The sequence below is a fragment of the Superficieibacter sp. HKU1 genome (assembly GCF_029319185.1).
Taxonomy (GTDB): domain Bacteria; phylum Pseudomonadota; class Gammaproteobacteria; order Enterobacterales; family Enterobacteriaceae; genus Superficieibacter.
In genome coordinates this window covers 2940900-2959738 of sequence record NZ_CP119754.1, presented here as the reverse complement: position 1 = coordinate 2959738, position 18839 = coordinate 2940900, and the positions used below count along the sequence as shown (strand labels likewise).

Annotated in this window: 16 protein-coding genes and 1 pseudogene; 15 read left to right on the top strand and 2 right to left on the bottom strand. The window is 51.8% G+C overall.

What is annotated here, in order from left to right; translation table 11 throughout:
• Positions 1 to 95 precede the first annotated feature (95 nt).
• From P0H77_RS14205 to wecA, 4 genes are all read left to right on the top strand, one after another.
• Positions 96 to 1235, top strand: a complete 1140-nt coding sequence (locus P0H77_RS14205) for a polysaccharide export protein (RefSeq protein WP_276157504.1) — start codon at positions 96 to 98, stop codon at positions 1233 to 1235.
• Positions 1223 to 1669 (top strand): protein tyrosine phosphatase, encoded by a 447-nt coding sequence (locus tag P0H77_RS14200; protein WP_176919073.1) that lies wholly within the window; start codon positions 1223 to 1225, stop codon positions 1667 to 1669. The genes P0H77_RS14205 and P0H77_RS14200 overlap by 13 nt, the downstream gene beginning before the upstream one ends.
• A 19-nt stretch (positions 1670 to 1688) precedes the next feature.
• The gene (gene etk, locus P0H77_RS14195) at positions 1689 to 3863 is read left to right on the top strand and encodes a tyrosine-protein kinase (RefSeq protein WP_276157503.1); all 2175 of its coding nucleotides are present in this window, start codon (positions 1689 to 1691) and stop codon (positions 3861 to 3863) included.
• Positions 3864 to 3987: 124 nt separating this feature from the next.
• Positions 3988 to 4998 (top strand): UDP-N-acetylglucosamine--undecaprenyl-phosphate N-acetylglucosaminephosphotransferase, encoded by a 1011-nt coding sequence (wecA, locus tag P0H77_RS14190; protein ID WP_276157502.1) that lies wholly within the window; start codon positions 3988 to 3990, stop codon positions 4996 to 4998.
• Between the two features lie 41 nt (positions 4999 to 5039).
• Here wecA and P0H77_RS14185 read toward each other — a convergent pair whose 3' ends face one another.
• Positions 5040 to 6047 (bottom strand): zinc-binding alcohol dehydrogenase family protein, encoded by a 1008-nt coding sequence (locus tag P0H77_RS14185; RefSeq protein WP_276157501.1) that lies wholly within the window; start codon positions 6045 to 6047, stop codon positions 5040 to 5042.
• A 110-nt stretch (positions 6048 to 6157) separates the two neighbouring features.
• On the opposite strand from P0H77_RS14185, the gene P0H77_RS14180 reads away from it, so the two are divergent.
• Positions 6158 to 7084 (top strand): LysR family transcriptional regulator, encoded by a 927-nt coding sequence (locus tag P0H77_RS14180; protein WP_276157500.1) that lies wholly within the window; start codon positions 6158 to 6160, stop codon positions 7082 to 7084.
• Here P0H77_RS14180 and P0H77_RS14175 read toward each other — a convergent pair.
• On the bottom strand, positions 7053 to 7763 hold the full coding sequence (locus tag P0H77_RS14175) for a GntR family transcriptional regulator (protein ID WP_276157499.1): 711 nt from the start codon (positions 7761 to 7763) through the stop codon (positions 7053 to 7055). The two genes, P0H77_RS14180 and P0H77_RS14175, sit on opposite strands and share 32 nt — an antisense overlap.
• A gap of 236 nt (positions 7764 to 7999) precedes the next feature.
• Here P0H77_RS14175 and P0H77_RS14170 point away from each other — a divergent pair, with 236 nt between their 5' ends.
• The 10 genes and pseudogenes from P0H77_RS14170 (at position 8000) to P0H77_RS14125 (ending at position 18744) form a co-directional block, all read left to right on the top strand.
• Positions 8000 to 9319, top strand: a complete 1320-nt coding sequence (locus tag P0H77_RS14170) for a PTS transporter subunit EIIC (RefSeq protein ID WP_276157498.1) — start codon at positions 8000 to 8002, stop codon at positions 9317 to 9319.
• A gap of 15 nt (positions 9320 to 9334) precedes the next feature.
• The gene (locus tag P0H77_RS14165; protein ID WP_276157497.1) at positions 9335 to 9646 is read left to right on the top strand and encodes a PTS sugar transporter subunit IIB; all 312 of its coding nucleotides are present in this window, start codon (positions 9335 to 9337) and stop codon (positions 9644 to 9646) included.
• A gap of 9 nt (positions 9647 to 9655) precedes the next feature.
• Positions 9656 to 11341 (top strand): PTS transporter subunit EIIC, encoded by a 1686-nt coding sequence (locus P0H77_RS14160; RefSeq protein ID WP_276157496.1) that lies wholly within the window; start codon positions 9656 to 9658, stop codon positions 11339 to 11341.
• 11 nt (positions 11342 to 11352) lie between these two features.
• Positions 11353 to 12387: pseudogene (locus P0H77_RS14155) on the top strand (oxidoreductase).
• A 10-nt stretch (positions 12388 to 12397) separates the two neighbouring features.
• Positions 12398 to 13240 carry a hypothetical protein gene (locus tag P0H77_RS14150; protein WP_276157495.1) on the top strand — a complete coding sequence of 281 codons (843 nt, stop codon included), beginning with the start codon at positions 12398 to 12400 and terminating at the stop codon, positions 13238 to 13240.
• A 130-nt stretch (positions 13241 to 13370) separates the two neighbouring features.
• Complete coding sequence (locus P0H77_RS14145; protein WP_276157494.1) at positions 13371 to 13655, top strand: DUF2574 family protein; 285 nt, start codon at positions 13371 to 13373, stop codon at positions 13653 to 13655.
• Positions 13656 to 13936: 281 nt separating this feature from the next.
• Complete coding sequence (yehD, locus tag P0H77_RS14140; RefSeq protein WP_276157493.1) at positions 13937 to 14464, top strand: fimbrial protein YehD; 528 nt, start codon at positions 13937 to 13939, stop codon at positions 14462 to 14464.
• A 57-nt stretch (positions 14465 to 14521) separates the two neighbouring features.
• Positions 14522 to 15205, top strand: coding sequence for a fimbria/pilus periplasmic chaperone (locus P0H77_RS14135; RefSeq protein ID WP_276157492.1), 684 nt, complete (start codon positions 14522 to 14524; stop codon positions 15203 to 15205).
• A gap of 12 nt (positions 15206 to 15217) precedes the next feature.
• Positions 15218 to 17707: a fimbrial biogenesis outer membrane usher protein gene (locus P0H77_RS14130; protein ID WP_276157491.1), complete on the top strand. Its 2490-nt coding sequence runs from the start codon at positions 15218 to 15220 to the stop codon at positions 17705 to 17707.
• Positions 17708 to 17724: 17 nt separating this feature from the next.
• A complete protein-coding gene (locus P0H77_RS14125) occupies positions 17725 to 18744 on the top strand; it encodes a fimbrial protein (RefSeq protein WP_276157490.1) in 1020 nt (339 codons plus the stop codon).
• The last annotated feature ends 95 nt before the right edge of the window (positions 18745 to 18839 follow it).

Sequence of the window (18839 nt, the reverse complement as noted above, 5' to 3'; positions counted from 1 at the left end):
TGATAAAAACAATATTGATAGCGCACGTTAATAAGATTGCCGGAAATGCAATCGGATTGACACTAAACCATTTGAACCACAGATGATTTTACATAATGAAAAAGAGTATTCTTAGGGTTTCTCTCGTGGCATTGGCTGTCGGGGCGTTAGCAGGCTGTACCATCATTCCGGGGCAGGGTTTGAGCACCAGTGGAAAAGATGTTATCGATCTTCCTGATAGCGATTACGATTTGAACAGAATGGTCAATGTGTACCCCATGACGCCGGGGCTGATTGATCAACTTCGTCCGGTATCGGTCATCTCGAAGGCCAATCCCCAGCTGGACGATCTCCTGAAAACCTACCAGTATCGCATCGGCGTCGGTGACGTACTGATGGTAACCGTGTGGGATCACCCTGAACTGACCACTCCGGCGGGGCAGTATCGCAGCGCTAGCGATACCGGTAACTGGGTGAGTGCTGATGGCACCATCTTCTATCCTTACGTTGGCAAAATGCGCGTTGCGGGCAAAACGCTGGCGCAGGTGCGCGATGAAATTACCGCACGTCTGGATTCGGTTATCGAAAGCCCGCAGGTTGACGTCAGCATTGCGGCCTTCCGTTCGCAGAAAGCCTATGTGACGGGTGAAGTGGCGAAATCAGGACAGCAGCCGATTACCAATATCCCTTTAACGGTAATGGATGCGATCAACAACGCCGGCGGTCTGACGCAGGATGCCGACTGGCGCAACGTAGTACTGACGCATGACGGTCACGACACCAAAATTTCGCTGTGGGCGCTGATGCAGCGCGGCGATTTGACCCAGAATAAACTACTCTATCCGGGTGACATCCTGTTTATCCCGCGCAATGACGATCTGAAAGTCTTTGTGATGGGTGAGGTGGGTAAACAAAGCACGCTTAAAATGGATCGCAGCGGCATGACCCTGGCCGAAGCGCTGGGCAATGCGGAAGGCATGAAGCAGGATATGTCCGACGCGACCGGCATCTTTGTTATCCGCTCCCTGAAAGGCAAGCAGAACGGCAAAATCGCCAATATCTATCAGCTGAACGCGCAGGATGCGTCGGCGATGGTGCTGGGAACCGAATTCCAGCTTGAACCGTACGATATCGTTTATGTAACAACCGCACCGCTGGTGCGCTGGAACCGCGTGATTTCACAGCTGGTACCGACTATCACCGGTGTTCATGACCTGACGGAAACCGCTCGTTATATCGAAAGATGGCCAGATTAATGTTTAGCTCGATCCTGGTAATTTGTACCGGAAATATTTGCCGTTCCCCTACCGGGGAACGTTTGCTGCGGCATACGCTTCCTGACATGAAAGTCGACTCGGCAGGCACTTTTGGCCTGAGCGGCCAGCCTGCCGATGCCACCGCGATAGAAGTGGCGGCAGCGCACGGCGTTTCGCTGGAAGGGCATATCGCACGCAAACTCACTCCCGCCATGGCGCGCGATTACGACCTGATTCTGGTGATGGAACCTGCCCATATTGAGCAGGTGACGGCTATCGCGCCCGAGGTAAGAGGCAAAACCATGCTCTTTGGTCAATGGGCGGGTAAAAAGGAAATTCCTGACCCCTACCGCAAAAGCCATGAGGCCTTTGAACACGTTTACGGACTGCTTGAGCAGGCCAGTAAAGAATGGGCTGTCAGGCTCGGAAAATAAAACGGGATAAATATTCGTTATGTCGACAAAAGTCACAACTGCCCCTGCTGAAACCGCGAACAACGAGCTGGATTTAGGGCGTCTTCTGGGCGATCTGATCGACCATAAAAAACTTATCTTTTTCGTCACCGCGTTTTTTACGATTATCGCCGTGATTTATGCGCTGTTTTCTACGCCGGTATATCAGGCGGATGCGTTAATTCAGGTGGAACAAAAGCAGGGGAATGCGATCCTCAGCAGCCTGAGCCAAATGATCCCGGATTCGTCGCCGGAATCCGCGCCTGAAATTCAGCTGCTTCAGTCGCGCATGATCCTTGGTAAAACCATTGATGACCTTAGCCTGCGTAATGTCGTCGAGCAGGACTATTTTCCGGTCTTTGGTCGTGGCTGGGCGCGATTAACAGGCCAAACGCCGGGCGTGATTGCGTTGAGCTGGCTTGCCGTACCAAAAGAGATGGCCCAACAGGAATTTACCCTTACCGTCGGTGAAAAAGGGCATTTTCAGGTAGAAGGTGACGACTTTACGGTAGACGGGCAGATTGGTCAGCTGATCGATAAAAACGGTTTCTCCCTCAAAATCGCCGATATTGCTGCGGAACCGGGCACCCGTTTTACCCTGCGTCAGTTGACCGATCTTGAAGCGATTAATGAATTGCTCAAGGACTTCACCGTCAGCGAAAAAACCAAAGACAGCGGCATGCTGGGTCTGACCGTCACCGGAGAAGATCCGCAGCTCATCGCCCGCATTCTGAACAGCATCTCTGACAACTACCTGCAGCAAAATATTGCCCGCCAGGCGGCGCAGGATTCCAAGAGCCTGGAATTTTTGCAAAAGCAACTGCCTCAGGTACGCAGCGACCTCGATCAGGCGGAAGATAAACTTAATGCCTATCGTAAGCAGAGCGATTCCGTCGACCTGAACCTGGAAGCAAAATCGGTTCTTGAACAGATTGTGAATGCGGACAACCAGCTCAACGAGCTGACCTTCCGCGAAGCGGAAATCTCCCAGCTGTATAAAAAGGATCACCCGACCTACCGGGCGCTGATGGAGAAGCGTGAAACGCTGGAGCAGGAAAAAGCGCGTCTGAATAAACGTGTGTCATCCATGCCGGGCACCCAGCAGGAGATCCTGCGTCTGAGCCGCGATGTGGAATCCGGACGTGCGGTCTATCTCCAGCTGTTAAACCGTCAGCAGGAGCTGAGCATTGCCCAGTCGAGCGCTATCGGTAACGTGCGCATCATCGATCCGGCGGTGACTCAGCCGCTGCCGATCAAGCCAAAAAAAGCGCTGGTAGTTGCGCTGGGCTTATTGATGGGCCTGTTTGTTTCCATCGGTCTGGTGCTGGCGCGCATGCTGCTGCGTAAGGGTATTGATTCGCCTGAACAGCTGGAAGAGCAGGGCATAAACGTATATGCGACCATCCCTATGTCCGACTGGCTGGCGCAGAAAACCCGCCTGAGAAGCAAAAACATCTTCTCTTCCCGTACCCAGCATAAGACCAAGAATATCCCGTTCCTCGCGGTCGATAATCCGATCGACCTGTCGGTAGAAGCCATTCGTGGTCTGCGTACCAGTCTGCACTTTGCGATGATGGAATCGACCAATAATGTGCTGATGATTTCCGGGGCCACGCCGGACAGCGGTAAAACCTTCGTCAGTAGTACGCTGGCGGCTATCGTTGCGCAGGCGGGACAGAAAGTGCTTTATATCGATGCGGACATGCGTCGCGGTTATGCGCACGATCTGTTTAATTTCAGCAACACTGACGGCCTGTCTACCGTATTGTCCGGTAAATCAACGGTTGAAGCGGCTATCCAGAACTTCAGCAAAGGGGGTTTTGACGTTCTGACCCGTGGTCAGGTGCCGCCAAACCCGGCTGAACTGCTGATGCACGATCGTTTCCGTGAACTGCTGGCCTGGGCAAGCGAACATTACGATATGGTAGTCATTGATACGCCGCCGATTCTGGCGGTGACCGACGCTGCCGTTATCGGTCGCTCTGCCGGTACCTGTCTGGTAGTGGCACGTTTCGAAGTCAACAGCGTGAAAGAAATGACGGTCTGCGTACAGCGCCTTGAGCAGGCGGGCGTAAACGTGAAGGGCGCGATCCTCAACGGCGTCATCAAACGTGCCAGCAGCTACTATGGCTACGGATACAATCACTACGGCTATAGCTATACCGATAAGAAATAATCCCCGCACTACCCCCCGGCATCCGCTGCCGGGGCATTTCGCTTCGTTATAAATCAAAAAAATCCGCCGCCAGTTTCGACCCCTGGCGGTCTGTCTATGTGCACGGAAAATACTGGAGAATTATATGGATTTCGTGATGATCCTGATCAGTGCTATTGGTGGCCTGGCAGTTGCAGGATTGACCGCACCCGTCTTCGGGCTGGTCGATAAACCAGATGCACGTAAAGTTCATGAAGGTCACATTCCTCTCGTCGGCGGTATTTCAGTATGGGTAGCGATGAGCGCCCTGCAATATCTAAACCCGCAGTGGCTACCCCACCAGCAGGTATTCTGGTTCTGTATTTCAATGCTGTTAATTGTCGGCGTACTCGACGATCGCTTTAACCTTCCGGTGCTGCCGCGGGTGATTGCCCAGGCGATAGCCGCCGTCCTGATGATGCGATCGGGATTATGGCTAGCCTCGCTGGGAGAAATTATTCCGGGTTATGTCGTCACGCTCGGTGTAGTGGGATATCTGATTACCCTGATTGCTATTTGGGCATCGATTAATGCTTTTAACATGATTGACGGCATTGATGGATTACTCGGCGCAGTATCGTGTGTCACCTTTGGCGCACTGGGCATTCTGTTTTATCTGCATGGCAACATTGGCGCATGGCACTGGTGTCTGGCGCTGGTCCTGGCCATCATGCCTTATCTGATGGCTAATCTTGGTCTGTTTGGCGGCACCAAACGCAAAGTATTTATGGGCGATGCCGGCAGTACGGTGATCGGCTTTGCCGCCATCTGGCTGCTGGTAATGGCAACGCAAAACGACGATGCGATCATCGCGCCCGTTACCGCACTGTGGCTGATTGCGCTTCCGCTGGCGGATATGTCCGCCGTGTCCCTGCGGCGTATTCTTAGCGGTAGCAGCCCGTTCCGTCCGGACCGCGGTCATATCCACCATATCATCATGAAGTGCGGTTACAGCAGCCGCCGGACGCTGGTGATCCTCTTCGCCGCTGCGGTGTTATGTGCGTCAGTTGGTATCGTTTTTGATCGCCTGCAAATCGCCGAGTGGGTGAGCCTGACGCTATTCCTGCTGTGCTTTGCCGCGTGGGTCCGGTTTTCAATGAAAGTGTTTCACCGTTAAGCTCAAGCGCGCGACGGATCGCTCCGTCGCGCCTTCTCCTCTCAGAATCCTTCCAGCACAATCTTCCCGACCGAGCGTCCCGTCTCCAGAAGCCGATGGGCTTTGCGTATATTTTCCGCGTTAATCTTTCCGTAATGCTCGCCCAGCGTGCTGACCAGCGTCCCATCGTCAATCAGTGACGCAACGCGGGTGAGCAGGTGATGCTGTTCAATCATATCGTGAGTCCCGAACATGGAGCGGGTAAACATAAACTCCCAGTGCAGCGAAATACTTTTCTTTTTAAGCGGCAGAGCGTCCAGGCTTTGCGGATCGTCAATCAGCGCCAGTTTACCCTGCGGTGCCAGCGCTTCAACGATGGCCTGATAGTGCTCATCGGTATGGGTCAGACTGGCAACGTAGTTCACCTCTTTAATACCGATGCCCTCAAGCTGCGCGCTGAAGGACTGGCTGTGGTCGATCACATGATGTGCGCCAGCCTCCGTCACCCACTGCTGGCTGGCCGGACGCGAGGCGGTGCCGATCACCGTCAGACGAGTTAATTTTCGCGCCAGCTGCGTCAGAATTGAACCCACGCCGCCCGCCGCACCGACGATCAGTAAACTCTCGCCTTCACCACCGCCTTCTTTAATTCCCAGCCGGTGAAATAACAGCTCCCATGCGGTGATCGCCGTTAGCGGCAGGGCCGCCGCGGCCGCGTTATCAATACGCTTTGGCTTAAGCGCCACGATACGCTCATCCACCAGCTGCAATTCACTGTTGCTGCCCGCTCGCGTTAACGCCCCGGCATACCACACCTCATCTCCCTCATTGAACAGCGTCACCTTATCGCCTTTGGCCACCACCACGCCCGTTGCGTCCCAGCCCAGTACCCGCGGCTGGTCAGCGTCAAAACCGGCGCGGACCTTGGTGTCTACGGGATTCACCGAAATTGCTTTCACCTCCACCAGCAGATCGTGTCCGTGCGCCACTGGCGTGGGCAGTTCGACATCCTGTAAAAAATCAATATTGCTGCCGTTCTGCGCAGCCCGGTTAATGACGATGGCTTTCATAATGACTCCTGGGATGGTAAACAGTTATTGTGTTGATGAATCAATAATAGTTCCCCCTGCGACGGGAAAAACGGTTCACCGGCAACAGCACTTATATTCCGGGAGTGAAAATGTTCAGGCTGGAAGATTTGACGTTGTTTGTGCGCGCCGCAGCGTTAAACAGCTTTAGTGAGGCGGCACGCGAAGCGGGATTGCCCCCGGCGCAGGTCAGCGCGGCCATCAAACGGCTGGAAAAAGCGTTAACCATCCGCCTCTTTGCACGCTCCACGCGCAGCCTGCGGCTGACGGTGGAAGGGGAGAGCTGGCTGCCTTATGCCATGCAGATGCTGGAGACCATGCATGCCGGTATGCAAAAAATTCAGACGCCCGATGACGACGTGCGCGGCACGCTGCAAATTGCGGTACCGTCAGACCTCGGGCGTCACCTCCTGCTTAGCGTATTTCGCGCTTTTGGTCAGCGGCACCCCGCATTACGCCTGCGCCTGCTTTTCTCCGACCAGATTACGGATGTGTTTAAAGATCCAGTCGATGTCGCGTTTCGCTACGGCACTAACGGCGACGCTTCCTATATTTCGTTGCCGGTCGCGCCCGACAACCGGCGCGTGCTGGTGGCTTCGCCAGCCTGGCTGCGTCAGCATGGGGAACCACGTTCGCTATCCGAACTGGCGCAGCATAATGCGCTCACCTTTATGTTGCGTGGCAAATTACACGATCGCTGGACGTTACTGAAAGACGGGGAAATTCATGAGGTAAATGTCTCTGGCGCTATTATGAGCGATGATGCGGAAGTTATTCGTCGTCTGGCGATAGCGGGTGAGGGAATTGCCTATAAATCCTGGCTGGATGTCAGCGATGACGTGGACGCAGGGCGCTTACAGCCGATCCTGACACAGTATCAGGGCGAAAGCGTACCGCTGAATATGATTTGTCCGCACCGCCAGCAGCTTTCTCCCGCCGTACGGCTGCTGTATGACGCGGTGAAAGCGCAATGCGCAAGCGTACAGGCTAGCTTCGCTGCACAATCGCGTTGTAATTAAAGCGCTGGTAATGATAGCGGCTGGTGCAGTATTCGAACGGCTGGCCGTCGTTCAGATAGGTCACTGAAAGCGTCACGCTCACCGGTTCGTTTGCCTGAAGCTTAAGCCATTCCCGGGCTTCTTCATCGCTGGGCAGGGAGTAAAACTGCGTGTGGGAGCTGCAGGGGATCTTCTTCAGCGAGTGTTCAACGAACTGGTATACCGACCCCAGCGCATTCTGGCGGGTAAATTCCGGCAGGATCTTGACCGGTATCCAGGTCTCTTCAATGGACAGCGGCTCCTGACTGACGTAACGCACCCGCCTGAAATGCCAGGCGTAATGCCCTTCCGCCATCGCCAGCTGCGAGGCGATATCCGCAGGCGGAACGGCGATATCAAAATGCAGCAGGTGGCTATGGACTTCCTCTCCGTGCGCCCCCAGCCGACGGCTGACGCCCTGAATTGGTAAGGTGTACGACGTCTGTTGAGGGGAGGCGGTTTTTACGATGGTCCCCAGCCCGCGTTGCCGGGTAATAAACCCTTCATTGACCAGAATATCCAGCGCGTTATTCAGGGTGATTTTACTGCAGGCGAACTCTTCGCATAGCTGATGGCCATAGGGGATCTTCTCGCCCGCAATATATTCACCATTCTGAATTCTGTCTTTTATTATATTTGATATCTGAATATATCTACGCAAAACGACTCTCCTCTATCGTCAACGGCATGATTATATCCTGTCGGGTAAAACATTATCCAGATCTCATTTATTTTAAAAGTAGTCTACTTTTAAAATAAAAACCTTGATTTTATGGTGCCTGCCGTTTCATTCTACTTTCGCCGATGATAGCGCGATTTAATTATAAATATGACTTATTGATTACATTAAATAATTCTTGGTGTGAATATATAAATCGGACCCATCGAGGAAAAATAATGAAAGAGCTATTTTTAAAGAAAACCCTCGCCATGGCGCAGTGGATGGCGTCGCAAATTCATCTCCGGACTATGCGTGATGCATTTATTATGCTTATTCCGTTCCTGGTGTTAGCAGGAATGATGATATTGGTCAACAATGTTATTATAAATCCGGGCGGCATTCTTTCCGGCTTTATTGCCGATGCCACGCTGGCGGCCTGGCAGGAGATGGGGAATAAAGTGGTTAACGGCACCATGAATATCCTCGGGATGCTCATAGGCATTATTTTCAGCTATAACCTGGCGCGCAACCGCCAGTTTGCCAATCCGCTGATGGCCGCGCTGGTCACCGTCAGCTGCCTTTTTGTGCTGATGCCCGTACTGAACGGTTTTACACCTGAAGGCGCGCAGGCAAAGGTGTTGATCAAAGATGCTGTGCCCTATGCGCTGCTGGGAACCAGCGGCACCTTTGTTTCCCTGCTGTGCGGCGGCCTGGCCACGGAGATTTTTACCCGAATCTGTAAAAACAAACACCTGCAAATTCGCCTTGAAGGCAACGTGCCTCCGGCAGTTATCCAGTCCTTTAATACGCTGTTTGCCGTGATGATCACCGTGTTGCTGTTCGCGCTCGCCTCCTGCCTGATTGTCGCTTTTTTCGGTATGGAGCTGCATGAGATCATTAATAAAGTGATCCAGGCACCGCTGCTCGGGCTGGCGACGAACCTGCCAGCCTATATCCTGATCGACATCATCAATAATTTCGTCTTTTCTATGGGCATCAACCCCGGCGGCATCACAGGCGCGATTATGGAAGCGCCAATTATGGTGGCGACCCAGCAAAATATGGATGCGTGGGCAGCCGGTAAAGAAATCCCGAATATTATCGTGCGTCCGTTCTGTGATTTATACGGACGCATGGGCGGCACCGGGATGACGTTGTGCCTGGTGATCGCAGTATTTCTCAGAAGCAAACGCCAGGAGCTGCGTTCCTTTTCACGCACGGTTATCCCGACGACGATCTTTAATATCAACGAACCGGTTATCTTTGGCTTCCCGATTATTTTCAACCCGATACTGATGATCCCTTTTACCTTTATTCCTTCAATCCTTTACGTCATCGCCTATTATGCCACCGCGCTGGGGTGGGTATCGAAAATCGTGGTCTATATACCCTGGTCCGTCCCGCCGCTCATTTCCGGCTATCTGGCCAGCGGCGGCGATTACCGCAATGTCATTTTGCAGCTTATTTTACTGGTGCTGGGGGTTCTGCTCTATATGCCTTTCCTGATGCTGTATGAAAAGATGCTGACAATGCAGGAAACGGCGGCTTCAAAATAATCATTAAGGATATAAATGATGAAAAAAATACTGCTTATTTGCAACGAAGGCATGTCTACCGGCTTCTTATGCAACAAGATGAATGACTATGCGCAACAGCAGGGGCTGGATATCCACGCGTGGGCGATACCCGAATCGGCGCTGGAAGGGCAATACCGGGAAGCAGATATTGTCCTGCTGGGGCCGCAGATCGGCTATTTGAAAGAGTCTGTCTGCAAACGCGTACAGGAGACGCTGCCCGTCTCCGTTATAAGCCCCATCGATTTTGGCCGCATTAATGCGCAGGCGGTGGTTGAACAGGCGCTGGCATTGATCAACGAGAAATAAGGACAGGTTATGGGCAGCGGAACGCTACTGCAAAAAATCACCGATATCTCGCAGAAAATGGCCTCGGAAGTTCATCTGCGAAGTCTGCGTGACAGCTTTATCATCACCGTGCCATTCCTGGTGCTGGCCGGTCTGTTCATCATGGTGAACTATGTTTTCCTCGATCCGAACGGCTTTCTTGCCTCAGCGTTTTCCAGCGACACGCTTATTTCATTAAGAAGCGTCGGCGATCGAATCCTCAACGGCACGATGAACATTTTGTCATTGATGCTGGTGGTATTGATTTCCTGGAGTATCGCCACCAAACGTAAATTCGTCACGTCGGTCATCCCGGCGATGGTGTCGCTGGCGGCGTTTCTGGTGCTGATGCCCAATCAACTCTCACTGATCCCGGTCGGCAGCGAAACGGCGGTGCAGGTCAGCGGAGTCATTTCTTTTGGCCTCACCAACGCGGGCGGGGTATTTGTGGCGATCCTGACGGCGGTGGCGGCAACCGATCTTTTTCTGTGGATCTCCAACAGCAAACGGCTGCAAATTCGCCTGGGTGATGACGTTCCGCCGATGGTAGCGCAGTCGTTTCAGTCGATGTTCTCTATCATGCTCACCGTGCTGGCCTTTGCGATAGTAGCAGGGGCGGTGCACACTATTTTCCATATGGAGGTGCATGAAATTATTCAGAAAGCGATTCAGGCACCGCTGGTCCATTTGACGACCAATCTGCCTGGTTTTCTGACCCTGACCACCTTAACCAATCTGCTGTTTTCGCTGGGCATCCATCCTTCCGGCATTATTAACCCGATCCTCGAACCGCCGTTGCTGGTGGCGATGCAGGAGAATATGGCCGCCTTTGCGAAGGGGGAGGTGCCGCCGCATATCATCGTCCTGCCGTTTCGCGATCTGTATGGACATATGGGCGGGACGGGAACCACGCTGGCGCTGCTGATAGCGCTGTTCCTGCGCAGCAAAATGTCGAGCCATAAGAAATTTGCCAGAACGGTGCTGGCGCCGGGGATCTTTAACATTAACGAGCCGGTGATTTTTGGTTTTCCGGTGTTATATAACCCGCTGATCATGATCCCGTTCATCATCTATCCGCAGATTAATTTTATCATCGCGTACTTTGCGACCCAGTGGGGAATGGTGTCAAAAATCGTCGCCTACGTACCGTGGTCGGTGCCGCCGCTACTCTCCGGCTGGCTGGGATCCGGCGGTGATTTCCGCAACGTCATTCTGCAAATCATCCTGCTGGCGCTGGGCGTGGCGATTTACCTGCCGTTCCTCGCCGCCTATGAGAGATCGCTGATGAGCGCAAAAAACCAGAAGCTGGTCAATGAGATAGCCGAGGGAATACCCGTTGAGACTGCCGCACCCGATCCCAAAACGCAGCAGGAAAAAACCATTATTCTGATGTGCAATGAAGGCATGTCCACGTCCATCATGGCAAGAAAAATGAGTCAATTTGCCCAGTCGGCGGGCTACCCATTCACCATTTACGCCATCAACGTGGGGCGCCTTCAGGAAGAGTATCAAAAAGCCGACCTCATCCTGTTGGGGCCGCAGTTAGGCTACCTGCGCGAAAGTATCCGTGAAGAAATTAACGACCGCTGCCCGGTTCAACCGCTGGACGCGGGCCACTTCAGTAAGCTGGACGGCAAAGCCGCCGTGCTTGCCGCATTGCCATATATAAACAGTTAAGGAGAACGACCGTGATTTATAGTGCATTCATCGGCTTTGGCAAAAGCGCCACCCGTTACCATCTGCCCTACGTCTTAACCCGGAAAGAGAAATTCACCGTTAAACGCATTTTTGACGTGGTGCGCAATCCGCAGCGTGAGAGCCTGCCTGAATATAAGGGTATCGCCTTTGCCGATAAGATTGATGAGATCCTTAACGATCCGCACATCACCCTGGTGACCATCTGTACCCGGCCTGACAGCCATTTTCACTATGCAAAGCTGTGCCTGGAGCATGGCAAAAACGTGCTGGTGGAAAAACCCTTTACCACCACCCTCGATGAAGCCAGGACGCTGTTTGCGCTGGCAAAAGAAAAAGGCTTACTGGTGTCGCCCTTCCAGAACCGTCGTTTTGACAGCTGCTTTTTGACCATGAAACAGGCCATCGACAGCGGTAAACTGGGCGATATTGTTGAGGTTGAAAGCCACTTCGACTACTTCCGTCCCGAGACCGACCTCCAGCCGGGCGGCGCGTTCGACGGCGCGTTTTACGGTCTCGGCGTGCATACGCTGGATCAGATCCTGTCGCTGTTTGGTCGCCCGCAGCAGGTGGCTTATCACCTGCGTCACCTGCGCCAGAAGGCCAACCCGGATGATACCTTCGAAGCGCAACTGTTTTACGGCGACGTAAAAGCCATCATCAAAACCAGTCATCTGGTCAAAGTGCCGTACCCGAAATTCCTTGTCCACGGCACCAAAGGCAGCTTCGTGCGCTATCAAATCGACTAGCAGGAGACCAGCCTGAAGGCGGGTATTATGCCGGATCACCCGGACTTCGCGGCGGACAGCCAGTGCGCGCTGCTGGAATATGTCGATGAGCATGGCGAGACGCATACCGAACATTTGCCGCCGGTAAAAGGCGATTATGGCCGCGTCTACGATGCGCTGTACGAGACATTGACTAACGGTGCCGCGAATTATGTCAGTGAAGTTGAGGCGCTGACCAATCTGGAGATCCTCGAAACTGCCTTCCGCCAGCCATCGCCTTCGCTGGTGACGCTTTCTTAAGGAGAAGAATATGCAGCGTATTTTAAACTGTCGCACCAGTGACTTTACCAAGCCCGCCAGCAGCGGAGAGTTGAGGCAGGCGATTATCGCCTCAGAAGGGCGAACGATCATGGCGGAGGTGGCCGCCGGTGCCGCGCCATTATACGGCGAAGTCACCAACGGCGAACTGCTGTGCGCGTTCGGCGCGGACCTGCTGCTGGTGAAAGGTATGGATTGCCGCACCCAGGCCATTCAGGGCTGCCGCGACCTTCAGCATTTTAAGCAACTCACTGGCCGGATGGTGGGCGTCAGTCTGGAAGTGCTGGCGGATGAAGCGGAGGATAATCCGCGCGCCTGCAATCTGGCGAACTTTGCTCAGGTTGCCGACGCCGATTTCTTCTGCCTGACAGCGTATGACAAGCCTGGCGTCACCGCGCAACGCGTTTGCCACGCGTTAAAACAGATCCGGGCGCAGACGGATAAAATGATCCTCGTCGCTAAATTTTATGCGGCAGGACTGGCCCCGGCGGAAGAATATGCCAGTTTTATCGCGGCCGGGGCTGACGGCGCGGTGGTTCCGGCTCCCGCCAGCTGTCGCGGCGCGTCTGAAGCACGCGTTGAGGCAGCGCTGTCAGCGATACGGCAGGCAGGCGGGATTGCTATCACCACGATCAGCAGCAGCCAGGAAGGGGCTGATGAGGAAACCATCCGCCAGATTGGCCTTGCCAGCAAACGCTGCGGGGCCGATCTGTTTAACTTTGGCGATGCTGGCGTCGCAGGGATGGCCGATCCGCAGGCGGTTTATACCCTGTCAATGGCTGTGCGAGGGCGCAGACACACGTGGGTCAGAATGGCCGCATCGCTGGCACGATAATGTTACGCAGTAGCGCCTTCTACAGGCGCTACTCTTTATCTGAAGCGTATCGCTTTTCCTGCAAATAACACTCATAATTTTTATTACAGAGCAGCTTAGCTCTGCTAACAAATAAGGAGTGATGACCATTATGAAAACGTGTTTGCTGATGGGAACCCTGGCTCTCGGCTGCGGTATTAGCGCGTTTCCTGCCGTCGCCTCCGACACGGCAACACTGACTATCAACGGGCGCGTCAGTACGCCAACCTGCAGTTCAGAAGTCAGCAACAATAATGTGCAGCAGCGCTGCGGTAATTCGATTCAACTGACAGCGCTTACCGGCTCCCCCGTTTCGTCTGCCCGGGGAGTGAGTACCGAGATTGTTTCTCTGCCTGATGATGCCACTCGCCATATTATTTTAAACCGCTACGAATAACGTTCCGCTAATTCACTCCGCCGATATTATTTTCATGAATAATATCGGCATTACTTATTGATTAAGTAGATCATTTAGCTTATTTCTCCTGAAAAATGATTCATTCTGTAAATACACATTAGGGTGACTTATTTGTTAAGATTATAATGCATTAATTAAATTGCTTTAAATCAATAAAACATAGTGTTTACATTGTAGTAACTTCTTAGATGTGAGAAATTTGTTTCAGTGGTTAACATCTCTTACGAAACTGAAACTTAATTATTAAAAAGGAAGTAACTATGAAACATTCATTCATTGCTGTCTCCGTATTGTCTTCTGTTCTGGTGAGCGCCGGGGCGTATGCCGCTAATGAAGATGCAGGTATCCTTGAAATTACAGGAAAAGTGGTGGGCACAACCTGTACATTTATTGGCGGCAACGAAGCTGAAATTAACCTGAACGAAATCGGTGCCGACAAACTGCAATCGTTAAATGTGGGCGATGTTTATACCGGCGTAGAAGCCAATACCCCCGTTCCGCTTAAAGTGAAATGCGCCGATGGAAAAGCACCCACCATTAGTTTTTCCACCACCCAGTTTGATAGTAAAGACGTGACATTAAATAACGGTTCTGCGAAAGGTGTCGGTTTTGCTGTTTATTACGGTGATACTAAAACACAAGTCGATCCTCAAAAAGGGGTAAAACTGAACGTGGACGAAAAAGGCGAATATACCCTCAATTTCCTCGCCCGTTATGCACGTGCAGAAGGTACCGTTGTTCCCGGTGATGTTAAATCAACTTTAACCATGACGGTCGTCACTGATTAATTCTGCTTTACCGGCGGCGGCTGTCGCCGGTTGTTTCTCTGTGCAAGGCTTCATTCTATGAAAAGATTAGCGGCATTATTATTCTCCGCCATGATCCTGCCCGCTCAGGCTGGCATTGTGATTTACGGCACTCGCGTTATTTATCCGGCTGAAAAAAAAGAGATTACTGTCCAGCTGATGAACGAGGGAAAACAAACTTCGCTGGTGCAGGCGTGGATTGACGATGGCGATACTTCACTGCCGCCGGAAAAGATCCAGGTTCCTTTTATGCTAACGCCACCCGTGTCGCGGGTCGCTGGCGCATCCGGCCAGCAGCTTAAAATTAAAAAAATGGCCAACGCGTTACCGGCAGATCGGGAAACATTATTTTTTCTCAACGTTCTGGATATCCCACCAAACAATCCAGAGAATGCTGATAAAAACGTTCTTAAATTTGCCATGCAAAATCGGATAAAGTTTATCTGGCGACCGGCTAATATTGCCCCGGTCAATAAAGAGTCAATACGTAAACTTAGCGTTTCAGGAAACGGAAATAGCGCCACCATAAAAAATGACAGCGCTAACTGGATAACTATTTCAGATATTCATGCCAGCGGTGTAAAAATAAATAACCAAAGCATTATGTTGGCCCCTTTATCCAGCCAGACAGTGACGCTAAAAAATGCGCATGCCAGGCATTATGAGATCACGATCGTTGATGATTTTGGTAATTACATTAGTGATAAAGTCACTGTAAAATAACAGGAGCTGAATATGCCACGGACGTTGCCACGTGCTTCAGCGATAATATTACTGCTGTTAACTTCCCCGGACAGCGCGGTAGCAGAAGAAACCTTTGATACCCATTTTATGATGGGTGGCATGAAAGACCAGAAACTGTCAAATTTTCATATTGACGACAAAAAACCTATGTCAGGCAATTATGAATTAGACATTTATGTCAACAAGCAGTGGCGTGGAAAATATGATATTGCTATCGACGATGAGCCGGATAACACCTGTATCCCTTATTCCATGCTGAGCAAACTCGGGATTAGCACTCGGGGACTTGAGCCAAACAAGTCCGCCGACTGTCTGACATTGAAAACTGTAGTAAGAGGCGGTAGCTATTCTTTCGACATCGGTACCTTCCGCCTTGATTTAGTGGTTCCACAGGCTTTTGTGAATGACGTTGAGGCGGGTTATGTATTACCTGAAAACTGGGATCGCGGGATTAACGCATTTTATACGTCGTACTATCTCAGTCAGTATTTCAGCGATTATAAACATGCGGGCAATAATAAAAGTACCTACGCCCGTTTTAGCAGCGGCATAAATTTACTGGGCTGGCAGCTCCATTCCGACGCCAGTTATAACAAAGCTGACGACAGTTCCGGCGAATGGAAAAGCAACACGCTTTATCTGGAGAGAGGCGTTGCCTCCCTGCTGGCGACGCTGCGCGCCGGGGAGATGTATACGTCTGCGGATATCTTTGACGCGCTACGCTTTCGCGGGGTGCGGATTTATCGCGACATGCAAATGTTACCTAATTCAAAGCAAAATTTTACGCCGCTGGTGCAGGGTATCGCCCGCAGTAACGCGCTGGTGACCATTGAGCAGAACAATTTTATTGTTTATCAGAGAGAGGTGCCGCCGGGGCCTTTTTCCATCGCCGATCTGCAACTGGCGGGCGGCGGTGCGGATCTTGATGTCACGGTTAAAGAAGCCGATGGTTCTGTCACCCGTTATCTGGTGCCGTTTGCGGCGGTACCAAATATGTTGCAACCTGGGGTAGCAAAATATGATGTGGTTGCCGGGCGCAGTGCGATTGAAGGTGCCAATCACCAGGCTGATTTTGCTCAGCTCAGCTATCAGTATGGTTTAAATAACGTGCTGACGCTTTACGGCGGCACGATGCTGTCTGATGATTATTACGCCTTTACCCTGGGCACCGGCTGGAATACCCGCCTGGGCGCTATTTCCGTCGATGTAACGCGATCCCACAGTAAGCAGGATAATGGTGATGTTTTTGACGGCCAAAGTTACCAGATTGCCTATAACAAATATCTGACGCAAACCGCCACCCGTTTTGGCCTGGCAGCATATCGCTACTCGTCACGAGACTATCGCACCCTTAACGATCATGTCTGGGCGAATAATAAACGTGAATATGCGCGGGACGAAAACGATATTTATGATATCGCCGATTACTACCAGAACGACTTCGGGCGTAAAAACAGCTTTTCCGCCAACATGAGCCAGTCATTGCCGGAGGGCTGGGGTTCGCTGGCGCTGAGCAGCCTGTGGCGCAACTATTGGGGACGTAGCGGCAGCAGTAAGGATTACCAGTTAAGTTATTCAAATCGCTGGCGGCAGCTCAGCTATACCGTATCGGCAAGTCAAACCTATGACGACGAGCGCCGTGAAGAGAAACGGTTTAACCTCTTTTTCTCGGTTCCGTTCAACTGGGGAGACGGCATTACTACGCCGCGTCGCCATGTGAATTTATCAAACTCGACGCTGTTTGATGACAAGGGTTTTGCCTCGAACAATACCGGGCTGGCAGGAACGGTCGGAAAGCACGATCAGTTTAATTACGGCATTAATGTCAGCCATCAGCGGCAGCGCAGTGAAACCACCGCCGGGGCTAACCTGACGTGGAATACGCCTTTCGCGACGCTCAACGGCAGTTATAGTCAGTCGTCTGAATACACGCAGAGCGGGGCCAGCCTTTCCGGCGGCGTAGTGGCATGGTCTGGCGGCGTGAATCTGGCTAACCAGCTCTCAGAGACCATTGCGGTAATGCAGGCGCCGGGGCTGGAAGGAGCATGGGTTAACGGGCAAAAATACCGCACCACCGATAATAAAGGCACGGTCGTTTATGACAATCTGACGCCGTACCGGGAAAACCATTTAATGCTCGATACCTCGCAGAGTGAAAGCGAGACTGAATTACGCGGCAATCGCAAAGTGGTGGCACCTTATCGTGGCGCGGTCTTACAGGTGCAATTTGCTACCGACCGGCGCAAGCCGTGGCTTATCAGAGCGTTGCGTACGGATGGTTCACCCCTGACCTTTGGTTATGCGGTGGAAGATGAGCGCGGCCATAACATCGGCGTCGTCGGTCAGGGAAGTCAGCTTTTTATCCGCACCAATGACGTGCCACCAGTGATCTACGTAGCGACGGATAAACAACAGCAAAATAAATGCGCCATCACCTTAAATAATAAGATTGATGAAAGGCACATCTACATTTGCCGGTAACCATTAAGGACAGCGTAATGAATAATAATTTAATTCTGGCAGTCATGCTGTGGTGTAGCTTTGGCTATTCGTGGGCAAACTGTCAATTAACCAATATGTCATTAGAACATACGGGTGTTATTACGATTAATGAAATGTTTCCGGTCACAGGGCAGGATAGCCAGTCGGTAATGGCCACGTTTTCCGGCATAAAATGCAGTTCAGAGAAAGATGTTATCTCGTATATGACACTGGCAACGAATAAGCTGGTTGGGCCTTTCAGTAACGGAGAGAACCTGAAAATCAGCGTCACAGTGCCAAAAACGTCTGAAAATGTGGGTACGACAGAGATGACTGAAAAAACGGTTAATTATACCGTTAAGATTACCCATGATTCCTACGAACCATCGGGTACAGGATCTGCTTCAATCACGCTACCTGGCGTTATGGCAGCAAATACCGGCGGTAACTCTAATTTTTTAATAAATTTAGCGTTGGCGGTTTGTAAGGGAATGGGGTGGTCTGGCTGCGTTGACTATATAACCACAGCCCTTAAAGGCGATACCTATGTGGAAAATCTTACCATCCACTACAACCCGAAGAAAACGACCTGTAAGGCAAAGGATTTAACCATGACGCTGCCAGGTATCGCGCTTTCAGAACTTCCCGCCACGGGGAAAGCTACGCTCAGGAGCACGACGGGTAATATTGAACTGCAATGCGACAACCTGTTTGGTACCAGTAAGCAAACTTCGCGGAAAATGGCGGTTTATCTTTCCAGCAGCGATTTAGCCAGCGGAAGTCGTTCAATATTAAAGGGCGATGCTCATAATGGTGTGGGCTTTGTGCTGGAACATAATAATAAAATCGTCAATATATCTTCGGTGGAGAGCAGTTCTGCCAGCGCGGATAATTTGTGGAGCATTAACAAGGCGGGAATTATCAGCAATGCGCAAGTCACTATTCCATTGACCGCCAGCTATTATGTTTATGACAAAAACAAAGTCAAACCGGGTGGACTTAAGGCAACGGCATTAATCCATGTCAAATACGATTAACGCCGGATGGCGGTGGTAGGTTATATATCATCTGCAGGCCCGTGCAAGCGAAGCGCCGCCGGGCATAATTCCACGGTATAACGTCTGACGCGGGT